This window comes from Streptomyces sp. NPDC021093 (genome assembly GCF_044333135.1).
In the GTDB taxonomy this organism is placed as follows: domain Bacteria; phylum Actinomycetota; class Actinomycetes; order Streptomycetales; family Streptomycetaceae; genus Streptomyces.
The window spans coordinates 135,872-150,206 of record NZ_JBIRQJ010000008.1 but is presented as its reverse complement, the minus strand read 5'-3'; the positions used below and the strand labels follow the sequence as shown (position 1 = coordinate 150,206).

Annotated in this window: 14 protein-coding genes; 10 read left to right on the top strand and 4 right to left on the bottom strand. The window is 71.5% G+C overall.

Annotated features, from left to right (window positions below):
* Positions 1-148: 148 nt before the first annotated feature.
* Positions 149-1,378 carry an acyl-CoA dehydrogenase family protein gene (locus ACH4SP_RS25720; protein WP_398417911.1) on the bottom strand — a complete coding sequence of 410 codons (1,230 nt, stop codon included), beginning with the start codon at positions 1,376-1,378 and terminating at the stop codon, positions 149-151.
* 145 nt (positions 1,379-1,523) lie between these two features.
* On the opposite strand from ACH4SP_RS25720, the gene ACH4SP_RS25715 reads away from it, so the two are divergent.
* Positions 1,524-2,177 carry a TetR family transcriptional regulator gene (locus ACH4SP_RS25715; RefSeq protein WP_398417910.1) on the top strand — a complete coding sequence of 218 codons (654 nt, stop codon included), beginning with the start codon at positions 1,524-1,526 and terminating at the stop codon, positions 2,175-2,177.
* Between the two features lie 96 nt (positions 2,178-2,273).
* Here the strand turns inward: ACH4SP_RS25715 and def are convergent, their stop codons facing one another.
* The gene (gene def / locus ACH4SP_RS25710) at positions 2,274-2,828 is read right to left on the bottom strand and encodes a peptide deformylase (RefSeq protein WP_398417909.1); all 555 of its coding nucleotides are present in this window, start codon (positions 2,826-2,828) and stop codon (positions 2,274-2,276) included.
* Between the two features lie 172 nt (positions 2,829-3,000).
* Between def and ACH4SP_RS25705 the strand changes: the two genes are divergently transcribed.
* The 5 genes from ACH4SP_RS25705 (at position 3,001) to ACH4SP_RS25685 (ending at position 7,465) form a co-directional block, all read left to right on the top strand.
* On the top strand, positions 3,001-4,239 hold the full coding sequence (locus tag ACH4SP_RS25705) for a MurT ligase domain-containing protein (RefSeq protein WP_398417908.1): 1,239 nt from the start codon (positions 3,001-3,003) through the stop codon (positions 4,237-4,239).
* Between the two features lie 27 nt (positions 4,240-4,266).
* Positions 4,267-4,995 carry a type 1 glutamine amidotransferase gene (locus tag ACH4SP_RS25700; RefSeq protein WP_398417907.1) on the top strand — a complete coding sequence of 243 codons (729 nt, stop codon included), beginning with the start codon at positions 4,267-4,269 and terminating at the stop codon, positions 4,993-4,995.
* A gap of 133 nt (positions 4,996-5,128) precedes the next feature.
* Positions 5,129-6,154, top strand: a complete 1,026-nt coding sequence (locus ACH4SP_RS25695) for a 6-phosphofructokinase (RefSeq protein WP_398417906.1) — start codon at positions 5,129-5,131, stop codon at positions 6,152-6,154.
* A 96-nt stretch (positions 6,155-6,250) separates the two neighbouring features.
* Positions 6,251-7,216 carry a cytochrome c oxidase assembly protein gene (locus ACH4SP_RS25690; RefSeq protein ID WP_398417905.1) on the top strand — a complete coding sequence of 322 codons (966 nt, stop codon included), beginning with the start codon at positions 6,251-6,253 and terminating at the stop codon, positions 7,214-7,216.
* A gap of 87 nt (positions 7,217-7,303) precedes the next feature.
* Complete coding sequence (locus ACH4SP_RS25685; protein ID WP_398417904.1) at positions 7,304-7,465, top strand: hypothetical protein; 162 nt, start codon at positions 7,304-7,306, stop codon at positions 7,463-7,465.
* 55 nt (positions 7,466-7,520) lie between these two features.
* On the opposite strand, the gene ACH4SP_RS25680 is transcribed toward ACH4SP_RS25685, so the two are convergent.
* A complete protein-coding gene (locus ACH4SP_RS25680; RefSeq protein WP_398417903.1) occupies positions 7,521-7,913 on the bottom strand; it encodes an SSI family serine proteinase inhibitor in 393 nt (130 codons plus the stop codon).
* Positions 7,914-8,112: 199 nt separating this feature from the next.
* On the opposite strand from ACH4SP_RS25680, the gene ACH4SP_RS25675 reads away from it, so the two are divergent.
* The 4 genes from ACH4SP_RS25675 to ACH4SP_RS25660 all read left to right on the top strand — a co-directional run bounded on the left by ACH4SP_RS25675 (position 8,113) and on the right by ACH4SP_RS25660 (position 11,729).
* Positions 8,113-9,111 carry a YdcF family protein gene (locus ACH4SP_RS25675; protein WP_398417902.1) on the top strand — a complete coding sequence of 333 codons (999 nt, stop codon included), beginning with the start codon at positions 8,113-8,115 and terminating at the stop codon, positions 9,109-9,111.
* A gap of 178 nt (positions 9,112-9,289) precedes the next feature.
* A complete protein-coding gene (locus ACH4SP_RS25670; protein WP_398417901.1) occupies positions 9,290-10,141 on the top strand; it encodes a glutamate ABC transporter substrate-binding protein in 852 nt (283 codons plus the stop codon).
* A 9-nt stretch (positions 10,142-10,150) separates the two neighbouring features.
* Positions 10,151-10,825 (top strand): amino acid ABC transporter permease, encoded by a 675-nt coding sequence (locus tag ACH4SP_RS25665; RefSeq protein ID WP_398417900.1) that lies wholly within the window; start codon positions 10,151-10,153, stop codon positions 10,823-10,825.
* Between the two features lie 76 nt (positions 10,826-10,901).
* Positions 10,902-11,729, top strand: a complete 828-nt coding sequence (locus ACH4SP_RS25660; protein ID WP_398417899.1) for an amino acid ABC transporter permease — start codon at positions 10,902-10,904, stop codon at positions 11,727-11,729.
* 8 nt (positions 11,730-11,737) lie between these two features.
* Here the strand turns inward: ACH4SP_RS25660 and ACH4SP_RS25655 are convergent, their stop codons facing one another.
* Positions 11,738-14,332, bottom strand: coding sequence for an ATP-grasp domain-containing protein (locus tag ACH4SP_RS25655; RefSeq protein ID WP_398417898.1), 2,595 nt, complete (start codon positions 14,330-14,332; stop codon positions 11,738-11,740).
* Positions 14,333-14,335: the final 3 nt, after the last annotated feature.

Here is a 14,335-nt window from a genome sequence, read left to right as displayed (position 1 = left end):
CTCTAGCCCCCTAGCCTCCTTGGGCAGCGGGGCCGCCCCCGGGGGCGGGACGGGTGGGCAAGGGGGCGGCCCCCCCACTGCGGCACGCCCCATCCCGCGACCGCACACGCTCGCGACCGCCCCGCCCCGCCCCGCCCCGCCCCGCGCCCTAGCGGATCGGCATGCCCGACAGCGTCCGTGCGATCACCAGTCGCTGGATCTCGCTCGTACCTTCAAAGATCGTGTAGATCGCCGCATCCCGGTGCATCCGCTCCACCGGGTACTCCCGCGTGTAACCGTTGCCCCCCAGGATCTGGATCGCCTGCGCGGTCACCTTCTTCGATACCTCGCTCGCGTACAGCTTCGACATCGAGCCCTCCGCCGCCGTGAACGGCTTGCCCGAGACCGCCATCCAGGAGGCACGCCACACCAGCAGGCGGGCCGCGTCGATCTGCGTGCGCATGTCCGCCAGCTGGAAGGCGACGCCCTGGTTGTCGATGATCGGGCGGCCGAACTGCTCGCGGGTCTTCGCGTAGTCGAGGGCGACCTCGTAGGCCGCGCGTGCCGTGCCGACGGCCATCGCGCCGACCGCGGGGCGCGAGGCTTCGAAGGTCGCCATCGCCGCGTTCTTCACCCGCTCGCCGCCACCCTTGGCCGCCCGCTCACGGGCCCTCGCCAGACGCTCGTCGAGCTTCTCCTTGCCGCCGAGCAGGCAGCTGCCGGGGATGCGTGCGTCTTCGAGGACGACCTCCGCCGTGTGCGAGGCGCGGATGCCGTGCTTCTTGAACTTCTGGCCCTGGGAGAGGCCGGGCGTCTGCGGCGGGACGATGAAGGAGGCGTGGCCCTTGGAGCCGAGGGCGGGGTCCACGCAGGCGACCACGACGTGGACGTTGGCGATGCCGCCGTTGGTCGCCCAGGTCTTCGTGCCGTTGAGGACCCACTCGTCCTTCGCCTCGTCGTAGACGGCGCGGGTGCGCATCGACGCGACGTCGGAGCCCGCGTCCGGCTCCGAGGAGCAGAAGGCGGCGACCTTCACGTCGTTCGCGTCGCCGTACATCTGGGGTATCCAGGTGCCGATCTGTTCCTCGGTGCCGTTGGCGAGGACGCCGACGGCGGCGAGGCCCGTCCCGACGATGGAGAGTCCAATACCTGCATCGCCCCAGAACAATTCCTCCATAGCCATGGGGATACCGAGACCCGTAGGGTCGAAGTACTGCTGGGCGTAGAAGTCGAGCGAGTAGATTCCGAGCTTGGCCGCCTCCTGGATCACCGGCCAGGGTGTCTCCTCACGCTCGTCCCACTCCGCTGCTGCCGGGCGCATCACATCCGCGGCGAAACCGTGGATCCAGTCCCGGACCTGCTTCTGGTCGTCATTGAGATCGAGCGTGAACTCGGCCATGTCCCCTCCAGCGCGTGCAAGTTACTTGCGGTAACCCCGAGTGTGTTACCCGCGAGTAGCCCCTGTCAACAGCTCACCCCCGACGGGCAGTGTTACGTTGCGCGGGCGTCACGGAACGGAATCACCTGGGCGGGGAGAGCACACGATGGAGACCACACAGCAGGCCGGATCGCAGCGGTCGAGTGCCGAGACCCGGCGGCGCGAGCTGCTCGAAGCCGCGGACCGGGTGGTCCTGCGGGACGGCCCACAGGCCTCCATGAACGCGATAGCGGCCGAGGCGGGCATCACCAAGCCGATCCTCTACCGGCACTTCGGCGACAAGGGCGGCCTCTACCGCGCCCTCGCCAAGCGGCACACGGACGCCCTGCTCGACGCCCTGCGCAGCGCGCTGGACGCACCGGCGGAGCGGCGCGAGCGGGTGGAGCGGACCCTCGACACCTATCTCGCGGCGATCGAGGCCCGCCCGCAGGTCTACCGGTTCCTGATGCACCCGGCGGAGGACAGCGCCACCCCGCAGCCCGAGCAGGGCTTCGACGTGGGCCGCCACTCGGCGCCGCTGCTGCGGCGGATGGGCGAGGAGCTGGCCGAGGTGATCGCCGAACGCGTCGACCTCGGCCCGAACAGCGAGCAGCTGGCCCGCGTCTGGGGCCACGGCATCGTCGGCATGATGCACGCGGCCGGCGACTGGTGGCTCGGTGAACGCCCGTGCTCCCGCGCCGAGTTGGTGAGCAGCCTGGCCGACCTGCTGTGGGGGCGGCTGGCTGCTGCTGGGGACCGGCCGGGTGGGCCCGGCTTCTAGGCGCGCAGCGCCCCCGCCCCCCGCCTGGCCCCCTTGGGCAGCGGCCCCCCCGCTCCGGGCCCACCCCGGAGCCGCCCCCGCCCAGACCCCGTACGGTCACACTTCGTGCCCGGTGCGCCCCCACTTCGCCTTGCGGGCCTCCCGGAGCACCTTCGCTCTGCGCCAGCCCGTGAGCCGGTCCGGGTAGACCTTGCCGTCAAGGTGGTCGCACTCGTGCTGGAGGCAGCGGGCGAAGAATCCGGTGCCGGTGACCGTGACCGGCTCGCCCGTCATGGTGAAGCCCTCCACGACCGCGTGGTCGAAGCGGGGGGTGCCCGCCTCCAGGCCCGGGAGGGAGAGGCAGCCCTCCGGGCCGCGCACGGTCGGGCCGTCGGCCTCGACGAGGCGGGGGTTGACGACGTGGCCGAGGTGGCGGACGTCCTCGTCGTCGGGGCAGTCGTAGACGAAGACCCGCAGGGACTCCCCGACCTGGTTGGCGGCGAGACCGACGCCCTCGGCGGCGTACATCGTCGCGAACAGGTCCTCGACCAGTTCCGCGAGGTCCTGGCCGAACTCGGTGACCGGCTCGCAGGGCGCGTGCAGGACGGGGTCGCCGAGCAGTGTCATCGGGCGTACGGTGCCGGAACTGCCGGGAATGGGACGAAGGCGCATGGCCGCAAGCGTACGTTCCGCCACACGTCACGTACCGTCGAGCCTGGTCCGCGCCCTTCCCCACGGGTGCCGCGGTTCGGGCACGCGGCGGGATCTCGATAGGCTGAGCCCCGACTGTTGACCGGTGGACCTGGGGCAAGTGCGGCGCCGGATGCAAGGAGGATCAGTGACGATGGCAGGCAACACGGAGCCGTTGTCGCCGCGGGCCAAGCTGGCCGTGACGGCAGGCAAGGCCGCGGCGGCGGTGTCCCGCGCCGCGGGGCGCGGCAGCGGCTCGGTGATCGGCGGAAAGGTCGCGCTCAAGCTCGACCCGGACCTGCTGGGACGACTCGCAAACCACCTGGACGTGGTGCTTGTCTCGGCGACCAACGGCAAGACGACGACGACCCGGCTGATCGCGGAGGCCCTGCGGGCCAGCGGTCCGGTCGTCTCCAACGCGCTCGGCGCCAACATGCCGGCGGGGATCACCTCAGCCCTGGCGGGCGGCTCGGACGCGAAGTACGGCGTGATCGAGGTCGACGAGAAGTACCTCGCGGGCGTGGCCCGCGACGTGACGCCGAAGGCGATCGCGCTGCTGAACCTCTCGCGCGACCAGCTCGACCGGGCCGCCGAGACGCGCATGCTGGCGGAGAAGTGGCGCGAGGGGCTTGCCGGTTCGAAGGCCGTCGTCATCGCCAACGCCGACGACCCGCTGATCGTGTGGGCGGCGTCCTCGTCCCCCAACGTGGTCTGGGTGGCGGCAGGTCAGGAGTGGAAGGACGACGCCTGGTCGTGCCCCTCCTGCGGCGGTGTGATGCAGCGGCCTGGCGACGACTGGTTCTGCGGCGAGTGCGGCTTCCGCCGTCCGACGCCGAGCTGGGTGCTCTCCGGCGACCACGTCCTGGACCCGCACGGCTCCGCGTGGCCGATCCACCTCCAGCTGCCGGGCCGCGCCAACAAGGCGAACGCGGCCACGTCCGCCGCCGTCGCGGCGACCTTCGGCGTACCGCCGCAGGTGGCGCTGGAGCGGATGTACCAGGTGCAGGCGGTGGCCGGGCGGTACGACATCGTCCAGTTCCAGGGCAGGGAACTGCGGCTGCTGCTCGCGAAGAACCCGGCCGGCTGGCTGGAGACGTTCTCGCTGATCAACCCGCCGCCGACGCCGGTGATCCTGGCCGTCAACGCCCGTGGCGCCGACGGCACCGACACCTCCTGGCTGTGGGACGTCGACTACACCCGGCTCGCCGGTCACCCGATCTTCGTGCTCGGCGACCGCAAGCTGGACCTGGCGGTACGGCTCGAAGTCGCGGGCCTGGACTTCCGGGTGTGCGAGACCCTCGACGAGGCCGTGCAGCTCGCACCGCCGGGCCTGATCGAGACGATCGCCAACTACACCGCGTTCCAGGACCTCCGCCGCCGCGTCGGCAACTGACAGAAACCGCAGAGGATCATGACTCGAATGAACGACAGCAGTCTGCGGCTGGTCTGGATCTACCCGGACCTCCTCAGCACGTACGGCGACCAGGGCAACGCCCTCGTCGTCGAGCGCCGGGCCCGCCAGCGCGGCCTGGACGTGCAGCGCGTGGACGTCCGCAGCGACCAGCCCGTCCCCACCTCGGGCGACATCTATCTGATCGGCGGCGGTGAGGACCGCCCGCAGCGTCTGGCGGCCGAGCGGCTGCGCAAGGACGGCGGCCTCAGCCGCGCCGTGTCCAACGGCGCGATCGTCTTCTCCGTCTGCGCCGGGTACCAGATCCTGGGCCACGAGTTCGTCAACGACCTCGGCCAGCGCGAGCAGGGCCTCGGTCTGCTCGACGTGATCTCCACCCGCGGCGAGGGCGAGCGCTGCGTCGGCGACGTGCTCGGCGACATCGACGCCCCGCTGAACCTCCCGCAGCTCACCGGCTTCGAGAACCACCAGGGCATCACCCACCTCGGCCCCACCGCCCGCCCCTTCGCCCGGGTCCGCATCGGCAAGGGCAACGGCACGGGGGACGGCACCGAGGGCGCGTACAACGACACCGTCTTCGGTACGTACATGCACGGCCCGGTGCTCGCCCGCAACCCGCAGATCGCGGACCTGCTGCTGAAGCTGGCCCTCGACGTGAACGCGCTGCCGCCGACGGACGACCGCTGGTACGAGGCGCTGCGCGCCGAGCGCATCGCCAGCGCCACCCAGCCCGCCTGACGCACGATCACGGGAGCAGTCCACCCGTTGGACGTCCGGTTCGGTCCCGTCACCCCGCACTTGTAGGGTGACGGGACCCCGCCCGGACGACGTGGTCCGGTCAGTCGGCCCACGTTGCAAAGGTTTTCGCGCCATGCGCATTGGTGTCCTCACCTCCGGCGGCGACTGCCCCGGCCTGAACGCCGTCATCCGTTCCGTCGTCCACCGCGCCGTCGTCGACCACGGTGACGAGGTCATCGGCTTCCACGACGGCTGGCGGGGCCTCCTCGAATGCGACTACCGCCCGCTCGACCTGGACGCCGTGAACGGCATCCTGGCCCGTGGCGGCACCATCCTCGGCTCCTCCCGGGTCCAGCCCGCGCACCTGCGCGGCGGCGTGGAGACGGCCCGCGGGCACGTCGCCGACCTCGGTCTCGACGCGATCATCCCGATCGGCGGTGAGGGCACCCTCAAGGCCGCCCACCTCCTCTCCGAGGCCGGTCTGCCGATCGTCGGTGTACCGAAGACCATCGACAACGACATCGCCTCGACCGATGTCACCTTCGGCTTCGACACCGCGGTGGGCGTCGCCACGGAGGCGCTGGACCGGCTGAAGACCACCGCCGAGTCCCACCAGCGCGTGCTGATCGTCGAGGTCATGGGCCGGCACACCGGCTGGATCGCGCTGCACTCGGGGATGGCGGCGGGCGCGCACGCCGTCGTCGTCCCGGAGCGTCCCTTCGACATCGGGGAGCTGACCGAGCTGGTCGGCAAGCGGTTCTCGGCGGGCAAGAAGTTCGCGATCGTCGTCGTCGCGGAGGGCGCCAAGCCGCGCGAGGGCTCGATGGAGTTCAACGTCGGCAAGAAGGACCAGTACGGGCACGAGCGCTTCGCGGGCGTCGCCAACCAGCTCGCGATCGAGCTGGAGGAGCGCCTCGGCAAGGAGGCCCGCGCGGTGATCCTCGGCCATGTGCAGCGCGGCGGGACCCCGACCGCGTACGACCGTGTACTGGCGACCCGCTTCGGGTGGCACGCGGTGGAGGCGGCGCACCGCGGCGAGTTCGGCATGATGACGGCGCTGCGCGGCACGGACATCGAGATGGTGCCCCTGGCCAGCGCGGTCGCGGAGCTGAAGACGGTTCCGGCGGAGCGGTACGCGGAAGCGGAGTGCGTGCTCTGATCCCGTCGGGTTCCCGAGCACTGCCCCCGGTCGCAGCAGCGGCCGGGGGCAGTTCTACTCTGGATCGGACAACCGGCACTAATCAGGAGTCAGCGGATGGACCACAGCGGGCACGGCATGAACATGGATCTGCCGCCGTTCACGCTGGGACGGGGCCTTGAGCTCTCCCCCGATCCCTTCTTCCTGATCGGCTGCCTCGCGGCGCTGGCCCTGTACGGGTGGGGCGTGGTGCGGCTGCGGCGGCGAGGCGACGGCTGGCCGGTCGGCCGGACGGTCTTCTTCGTCGTCGGTGTGCTGACCGTGCTGCTCGTGATGTGCACCAAGCTCAACGACTACGGCATGGTCATGTTCAGCGTGCACATGGTGCAGCACATGATCGTCAGCATGCTGTCGCCGATCCTGCTGCTGCTCGGCGCCCCGGTGACCCTGGCGCTGCGCGCGCTGCCGGTGTCGGGGCGTGGGCGCAAGGGCCGCAAGGGTCCGCGCGAGCTGCTCCTGGCGCTGCTGCACAGCCGGTACATGAAGATCATCACGCACCCGGCGTTCACGATCCCGCTGTTCATCGCGAGCCTGTACGGCTTCTACTTCACCCCGCTCTTCGACCTGCTCATGGGCAACACGGTCGGGCACGTCGCGATGATGGTGCACTTCCTGGCCGTCGGCCTGATCTTCTTCTGGCCGATCATGGGCGTCGACCCGGGGCCGCACCGGCCCGGTTACGTGATGCGGATGCTGGAGCTGTTCGCGGGCATGCCCTTCCACGCGTTCTTCGGCATCGCGCTGATGATGGCCTCGCAGCCGATGGTGGAGGCGTACAAGAATCCGCCCGCCTCGCTGGGCATCGACGCGCTCACCGACCAGAACGCGGCGGGCGGCATCGCCTGGGCGTTCAGCGAGATCCCGTCCGTGCTGGTGCTGATCGCGCTGGTCTTCCAGTGGTACCGGTCCGAGCAGCGCGTGGCGCGGCGTTCGGACCGGGCGGCGGACCGCGACGGCGACAAGGAGCTGGAGGAGTACAACGCGTACCTGGCTTCGCTGCGGGCGCGCGGCGGCGAGTCGTAGACGCACGGCCGTTCAGGTGCACAGCTGTAGCGGTGGTGCGCCCCGGCGGGCGAGGATGACCCTCCACTCGTCAGTGAGGGGGCACGCATGTCCGGTTCGCCGAAGTCGATGGGAATGCTCACCGTCGGAACGCTGGTGGTCATCACCGCGTACACGGCCGCGATGGGCAGCAACGGCTGGCTGTGGTTCGGCTGGGTGGTGCTGCTGCTGGCCACCGTGGGAACGGCGGCGACGACGCGGGGCCGCTGACCCGGGGGGCGCGGCCGCACGCCGTACGCGTGCCTGCCGGGCAGGTCGGAACCGGTCAGAACCGGAACACCGGTCCGGTCTCCGCGTCGAGCACGCACGCGTTGGAGAAGGTCTTCGTCCAGTGGACGGTACGTCCGCGCCAGGTGCCGTCCGCCGTCGCGATCACCGGGTCGTACTCCTTGGTGCACGGGTACGGGTCGCCCCGCAGTGCGTCGAAGTCGCCGCGGGCCCAGGTCAGGGCGTTGCACGCGGCCCGCGCCTCCGGGTGGCCGCCGCCGGCCCGCGGCCCGCACTGCAGTCCCACGCCGCGGATCCAGGTGCCTTCCGCTCCGGAGACGGTGAGCAGCAGGCCCCGCTTCGGGGCGGGGTGGCTTTCGGCGACAGCGGTGGCCGCCGGGGCGAGGGCGAGCAGGGTGACTGCCGCGACGGCGGCGGAACGGATGCGCATGGGGCCTCCAGGTCGGGAACGGGGTGCCGGGAAGAGCGCACCCGCCGCTGAAGGGCCCCGCCAACAGGCCACGCCGCCCACCGCTCCCGCGTCGCCCGTCCGGGGGTGTTGCGTTGCCCCACTTGGCCCCTGCCGGAGCCCCGCTCGGGCCCTGCGTGAAGCGTCCCGGGGGCCGTGGGAAGTGACGTACCGTACACCCATGATCGTATTCGCGCCGGCCGGGGCCTTCCTCCTGGCCCTCGTCGTCAGCATGCTGAGGGACCGCCGACGTCTGAGGAACGGCGTCTACCTGGTCTTCGCCCTCTTCTTCGCGGTCCTCGGACTGATGCTGAAGGCGGGGCAGACGCATCCCGTCCTCGCGGGCGTCTTCGCCGCCGTCCTCCTCCTGCTGGCCGTCCTGTCCGCGCTGACCCTGGCCGTGTTCCTGATCAGGAACGGTCTGACGATGGTCCGCAAGGAGGGCCGGAGCCCGGCCAACCTTCTCTCCCTGCTGGCGGGCCTGGGCATCGTCGCCCTCTCCGCGATGCTCGTCGCGACGCTCTCGACCGGCTCGCGCGCGCTGGGCACGGTGACCGTGATCGCGATCCTGGTCGTCGGTTACGTGTCCTTCCTCTTCACCTGTTTCCTGCTGTACTCGCTGCTGTACGGCTGGTTCAGGCCCCGGGGCCGCCTCGACTTCGTCGTCGTGCTGGGCTCGGGACTGATCCGCAACAAGGTGCCGCCGCTGCTCGCGAGCCGGCTGGACAAGGGCCGTGCGCTGTACGACGCCCAGGTCGCGGCCGGCGGGAACCCGATGATGGTCACCTCGGGCGGGCAGGGCCCGGACGAGGACCGCCCGGAGGCGCAGGCCATGGCGGAGTACCTCGTCGAGGCGGGCGTGCCGGAGGATCGGATCCTCCAGGAGAGCAGGTCCCGCACCACGGAGGAGAACCTGACATTCAGCGGCGCCATGATGCGCGAGGTGGACCCCGGCTACCGGTGCGTGGTCGTCACGAACAACTACCACGCGTTCCGGGCCGCCCTGATGGCCCGCAAGACCCGGATCAACGGCCAGGTGATCGGCTCGCCCACGGCCCGCTACTTCTGGCCGAGCGCGGTCATCCGGGAGTTCGTCGCGGTGTTCATGGGGCACAAGGTGATCAACTTCGGGATGTGCGCGCTGCTGGTCCTCATGGGCTCGCTCTCCGGGCTCACCTGAGCCACGGCCGGGACCGCGCGGTGCGGGGCCCGTCCCTGAGGTGTGAGGGGGGGCGGGCCCTGCGGCGTGTTTCGGCCGTTGCTGTCCGGTCCGTTGTCCCGCTCCGGAGGGTGGGCATGATGCCGGGTGGACATCGGCAGTCGATTCCGGTGCTTGGCCGGACGTCGGGAGTTCGCTCATGCGTATGTCTCGGGCCGTCACTGCGGCAGTGGCCACCGTGCTCTGCGGAGCCGCCGTCGCCTGCGGAGGAAGCGACGGGGACACGGGAGGCAAGGGGGGCCGGGGCGACAGAAGCACGCTGACGATCGCGGTCAGGGACGACCTCCCCGGCATCGGGCTGCGGACCCCCGACGGTGTCTACGAGGGGTTCGACATCGACGTCGCGACCTATGTCGCCGGCCGTCTCGGCGTGCCGGCGAGCCGGATCAAGTGGAAGGCCACGGTGCCCGCCGAGCGGGAGAACCTGCTCGTCCGCGGGGACGTCGACCTGGTGATCGCCACCTACTCGATCACCGAGCAGCGCAAGCGGAAGGTCAGCTTCGCGGGCCCGTACTTCCTGGCCCACCAGGACCTCCTGGTCCGCGCCGACGACCGTTCCCTCCGGAGCGCCACGGACCTGAACGGCAGGAAGCTGTGCTCCGTGACCGGTTCGACGTCCGCGCAGAACGTGAAGAACAAGCTCGCCCCCGACGCCGACCTGCAGGAGTTCTCCTCCCCCACGGAGTGTCTGACGGGTCTGGAGAACAAGGCCGTGGACGCCCTGACCAACGACGACTCGATCCTGGCCGGGTTCGCGGGGCAGCGGCAGCACCGGGGCAAGTTCCGGCTCGCCGGCCTCAGGCTGAGCGACGAGCGCTACGGCGTGGGGATCGCCAAGGAGGACGGCGCGCTGCGCCGCGACGTCAACCGGGCGCTCGCCTCGATGGTCTCCGACGGCTCGTGGGACAAGGCCGTACGCACCCACTTCGGCCCCGGCGGTTACGTGCCCGAGAAGGCGCCGAAGATCGACGAGACCGGCGAGCCGGGCTGAGGTCCCGGCGTGCCCGGGTTCCTCGACCCGCAGCGCTACGACGTGCTGGGCGCGTTCGCGGTGACGGTCCAGCTCGCCCTGTGGTCGGCGGCGGGGGCGCTCGTCTGGGGCACGGTGCTGGCGGCGCTGCGGGTCAGTCCGGTGCCGGTGATGCGGCTGTTCTCCGCCGGGTACGTGACGGTCGTCCGCAACACGCCCCTGACCGTCATCGTCGTGGCCGCCTCGCTGGGCCTCCACCAGACGCTGGGCATGGCGCTGGGCGGGGACACGGCCAAGGAGTCGGGTTTCCGGCTCGCCGTGCTCGCGCTCGCGGCGTACACGGCGACGTTCGTCTGCGAGTCGCTGCGCTCGGGCATCAACAGCGTGGACGCCGGCCAGACGGAGGCCGCCCGCGCGCTCGGGCTGAGCCTTCGTCAGGTCCTGGTCTGTGTGGTGTTCCCGCAGGCGTTCCGCAGTGTGGTGGTCCCGCTGGCCACCGTGCTGATGTCGCTGACCAAGAACACCACGGTGGCCGCCGCGATCGGAGTGGCCGAGGCGGCCCTCCTCATGAAGGAGATGATCGAGAACGAGGCCGACGTGATGTTCGCCGTCTTCGGCGTCTTCGCCCTGGGGTTCGTCTGCCTCACCCTGCCCGTGGGGCTGCTGCTCAACCTGGTGGGCCGGCGGGTGGCGGTGCGGCGATGAGCGGGCCGCCGCCGCGGGAGGAACCGCGGGGGGAGCCGCGGGAAGAGCAGCAGGGGGAGCCGCGGGAGGTGGGGCCGTGAGCGGGCTGCCGCCGCTGTACGACTCCCCCGGTCCGCGGACCCGTCGTCGGCACGCCCTGCTCGCCGTCGTCTTCGTGCTCGCCCTGGCCCTGGCGCTGGCGTGGGTGGCGTACCGGATGGCCGGGCGTCACCAGCTCGACGCCGACAAGTGGAGCCCCTTCGTCACGGACGTACGGGTGTGGACCGAGTTCCTGCTGCCGGGTCTGCGCACCACCGTCGAGGCGTCCGCGCTCGCCATGTCGCTGAGCCTGCCGCTGGGCGCGCTCCTCGCCGTGGCCCGGCTCTCCTCCCGCGACTGGCTGCGCCGCACGACGGGTTCCCTGACCGACCTCCTGCGGGCCGTTCCGGTCCTGCTGCTGATGCTGCTGGCCAACGAGGCGTACGCACGCTTCAGCGACGTCTCCCCCGACACCCGCCCGTTCTACGCGGTGGTCACCGGGCTCGTCCTCTTCAACGCCGCCGTCCTCGCCGAGATCGTCCGGGCGGGAATCCTCGCGCTGCCCGCCGGGCAGGCGGACGCCGCCAGGGCGGTCGGCATGCGCGAGTACCAGGTCATGGCTCTGGTGCTGCTCCCCCAGGCCGTCACCGCGATGCTGCCGGCGCTGGCGAGCCAGCTGGTGGTCGTGGTCAAGGACACCGCGCTGGGCAGCGAGATGCTCGGCTTCGGCGAACTACTGCACCAGGCGAGGCTGATCGCCGCCAACTACGGGGCCAACACCATCGCCTGCCTCACCGTGGTCGCCGCCCTCTTCATCGCGCTCAACTTCCTGCTGACCACCCTGGCCGCCCGCACCGAACGCTTCCTGCGCACGCGGGTGCGCTAGCCGGCCGGTCAGACCGTGTCCGCCTCCCGCCCGCTCACCCGCAGCTGGAACTCCAGGGCGGCGACCGCGGCGCGGGCCGCCCGCACCGCTTCTTCCTGGGTCGGGGCCGAGGCCCTCGCGTACGCCACCCGGGAGACCGAGCTCTCCAGCGTGCCCACCTTCGCGCCGGGGCGGAGCATCAGGTCCGCTTCCGTCACGCCGGGCAGGGCGCGGGCCTCCTTGAGGCCGTGGACCTCCTCCAGCGTGCCGGGGGCGTCCAGCGCGGCGAACCAGATGGCCGAGCAGTCCCGTTGGGGCCCTCGGGCGGCCGCCTCCAGGGTGTCCTTGATCGCCGGGAGGACCTGTTCGCCCAGGGTCTGGCGGGCGGTGCAGTCGTCGATGTCCACGCCCGTCGCCTCCAGGGCGAGCGTCGGGATCATGTCGCCGCCCATCCGGACGTGCGTCTCGATCAGGCGCGGGCCCTTCGCGGTGAGGATGACCTCCGTGTGGGTGGGGCCGAAGGTGATGCCGAGGGCGTCCAGGATCCCCGGTACGTAGTCGTGGATCGCCTTCGTGTCCACGTCCGGCAGGTCGGCCGGCGCGACGTGACCGAGCTCGACGAAGCTCTGCGGGTCCGAGTACTTCCGGGTGATCGCCACCATCGTGTGCTCGCCCGCCTCCGAGAAGGCCTCGACGCTGAACTGCGGGCCCTCCAGGAACTCCTCCACCAGGACCCCGGTGTTGGACAGGCCCAGATAGCTGTCGGCCGCCCGCTCGAAGGCCTCGGCCAGTTGGCCCTCGTCCGAGATCTTCGTGACGCCCGCGCTGCCCGAGCTGGAGACCGGCTTCACCACGCACGGGGTGCCGTGCTCGCGGACGAACGCCCGCAGTCGGTCCACGTCGTCGACGCGCGCGCAGGCCGTCGTGTCGACGCCCGCCTCCCGCAGCCGTACCCGCATGGCCTCCTTGTCGTGGACCAGCGTCACCGTGCGCGGGGTGTGGGCGGGCAGGCCGAGGGCGTCGGCGATCACCGCGTAGTGGTCCTGGTCGCGTTCGCCGAACGTACCGATCCGGGTGAACGGGTCGCGGGCGTGCGCGGCTGCCGCCAGGTCGATCCACTCCTGGTCGGGGGCGTCGCTGCGGATGCCGAGTACACGGGCGTTGGCGCCGGGATCGCGGACCTTGCCGACGTAGTCGAGCTGGCAGATCACCGTGGTCCTGGTGCCGGGCCGGGCGCCGCGGATACGGGCCGGGAAGTCGCGGCCCGGACCGACGACCAGTACGTGCTCGGACGAAGTCATGGGGTCTTTCTCCCTCTCGGACAATTCCTCGGTCAGTGAGGTCAATGAGGTCAGTGCGGTCGGTGAGGTCGGTGAGGTCGCGTCAGTCGGGTCGGTCCACGCCGCGTTCATGTGCCACCAGTCCATCGCCTCGGCCAGCAGCCGCTGCACCGTCCGCGCGCTGTCCGCCGTCACGAACACCGTGGCCGCCGCGTCCGAGACGTGCTCCACCCCCCTGCTCCGCGCGCCCGCCTCAAGCAGCAGCGTCACCTCGGCGCCCGGTACGGGACAGGGCCCGGCCGGCGGTACGAACGTGCCGTGTCCCGGCGGCAGCAGCACCCAGCCGACCGCGGCCGATGGCGCCGCGGGCTGTGCGTCGAGCGTCAGCTCCGCACCGCACTGGGCCCGCAGCCCCTCCTTCGCCAGCTGGACGCCGAAGGCGCGCGCGTAGGCCTCCGCGATGAGCGCGCCGCCCGCCCGGCTCGCGATCTCGCACAGCACCGGCTCGCCCTCGGAGTCGAGCCACGCCTCCAGGTGGAAGGCGAGCGGATGCGGCGCCGCGGGCAGCGCCGCGACCACGTCCGCCGCCATCTGCCGCAGTACGGCCGCCTCCGGGTCGTCGGGGTCCAACAGGACGCTGCCGATGTGCAGTTGGTCGTGGAGGCGCTCGGCGAGGCCGCCGCTGTACCGGGCGGGCCAGGCGTGCACGATCCGGCCGTCCCGCATGATGCCGTCGACGTGGAAGAACTCCCCCGTCTGGAAGGCTTCGGCCATCCACTGGCCAGGGAGGTACGGCACGTCACTGGTGCGCTGCCGGTCGAAGAAGGCCGTCAGGTCGGCCGGTCCGCGCAGGATCGAAACGTCCTCCGCGCCCGCGCCGAGGCGCGGCTTCACCACGACCGGAAAGCCCTCGGCCGCGACGAAGTCCAGCAGGTCGGCCGGGCTGTCGACGGGCGTGAACGCGGGCACCTTGAGGCCGGCCCGGCGCACCTGCTCCTTCATCACGACCTTGTCCCGGTACGCGAGGGCCGAGGCGACGCTCTGCCCCGGCAGGCCGAGCCGCTCGCGCAGCCTGGCCGCCCGCAGCACGTCGCTCTCGCTGGTGCTGGCGACGAGTTCGGCCCCGTGCTCCAGGGCCGCTTCCTCCGCGGCCTGCTCCGTGGACCAGGCGTGGTAGTCGTCGACGAGCCGGTGCTGCGGGAAGTACCCGGCGAGCGTGGCCCCGGCGTCGGCGACCGCGCCCGGGGTCGTCAGCAGGACGATCTCCTCGGCGGTGCGGTCCAGCCAGTCCTGGAGGGGGCGCGCGGCCAGCGGCTGGCGGGAGAGCAGAAGGGCTTTCGGCATGGT

Excerpts from the sequence above, each read along its gene's own strand:
- ACH4SP_RS25680 (WP_398417903.1), bottom strand. The coding sequence starts at position 7,913 with ATGCGCATCCGTTCCGCCGCCGTCGCGGCAGTCACCCTGCTCGCCCTC.
- ACH4SP_RS25655 (WP_398417898.1), bottom strand. The coding sequence starts at position 14,332 with ATGCCGAAAGCCCTTCTGCTCTCCCGCCAGCCGCTGGCCGCGCGCCCC.
- ACH4SP_RS25675 (WP_398417902.1), top strand. The coding sequence starts at position 8,113 with ATGATCGTATTCGCGCCGGCCGGGGCCTTCCTCCTGGCCCTCGTCGTC.
- ACH4SP_RS25670 (WP_398417901.1), top strand. The coding sequence starts at position 9,290 with ATGCGTATGTCTCGGGCCGTCACTGCGGCAGTGGCCACCGTGCTCTGC.
- ACH4SP_RS25695 (WP_398417906.1), top strand. The coding sequence starts at position 5,129 with ATGCGCATTGGTGTCCTCACCTCCGGCGGCGACTGCCCCGGCCTGAAC.
- ACH4SP_RS25690 (WP_398417905.1), top strand. The coding sequence starts at position 6,251 with ATGGACCACAGCGGGCACGGCATGAACATGGATCTGCCGCCGTTCACG.
- ACH4SP_RS25685 (WP_398417904.1), top strand. The coding sequence starts at position 7,304 with ATGTCCGGTTCGCCGAAGTCGATGGGAATGCTCACCGTCGGAACGCTG.
- ACH4SP_RS25705 (WP_398417908.1), top strand. The coding sequence starts at position 3,001 with ATGGCAGGCAACACGGAGCCGTTGTCGCCGCGGGCCAAGCTGGCCGTG.
- def (WP_398417909.1), bottom strand. The coding sequence starts at position 2,828 with ATGCGCCTTCGTCCCATTCCCGGCAGTTCCGGCACCGTACGCCCGATG.
- ACH4SP_RS25700 (WP_398417907.1), top strand. The coding sequence starts at position 4,267 with ATGAACGACAGCAGTCTGCGGCTGGTCTGGATCTACCCGGACCTCCTC.
- ACH4SP_RS25715 (WP_398417910.1), top strand. The coding sequence starts at position 1,524 with ATGGAGACCACACAGCAGGCCGGATCGCAGCGGTCGAGTGCCGAGACC.
- ACH4SP_RS25720 (WP_398417911.1), bottom strand. The coding sequence starts at position 1,378 with ATGGCCGAGTTCACGCTCGATCTCAATGACGACCAGAAGCAGGTCCGG.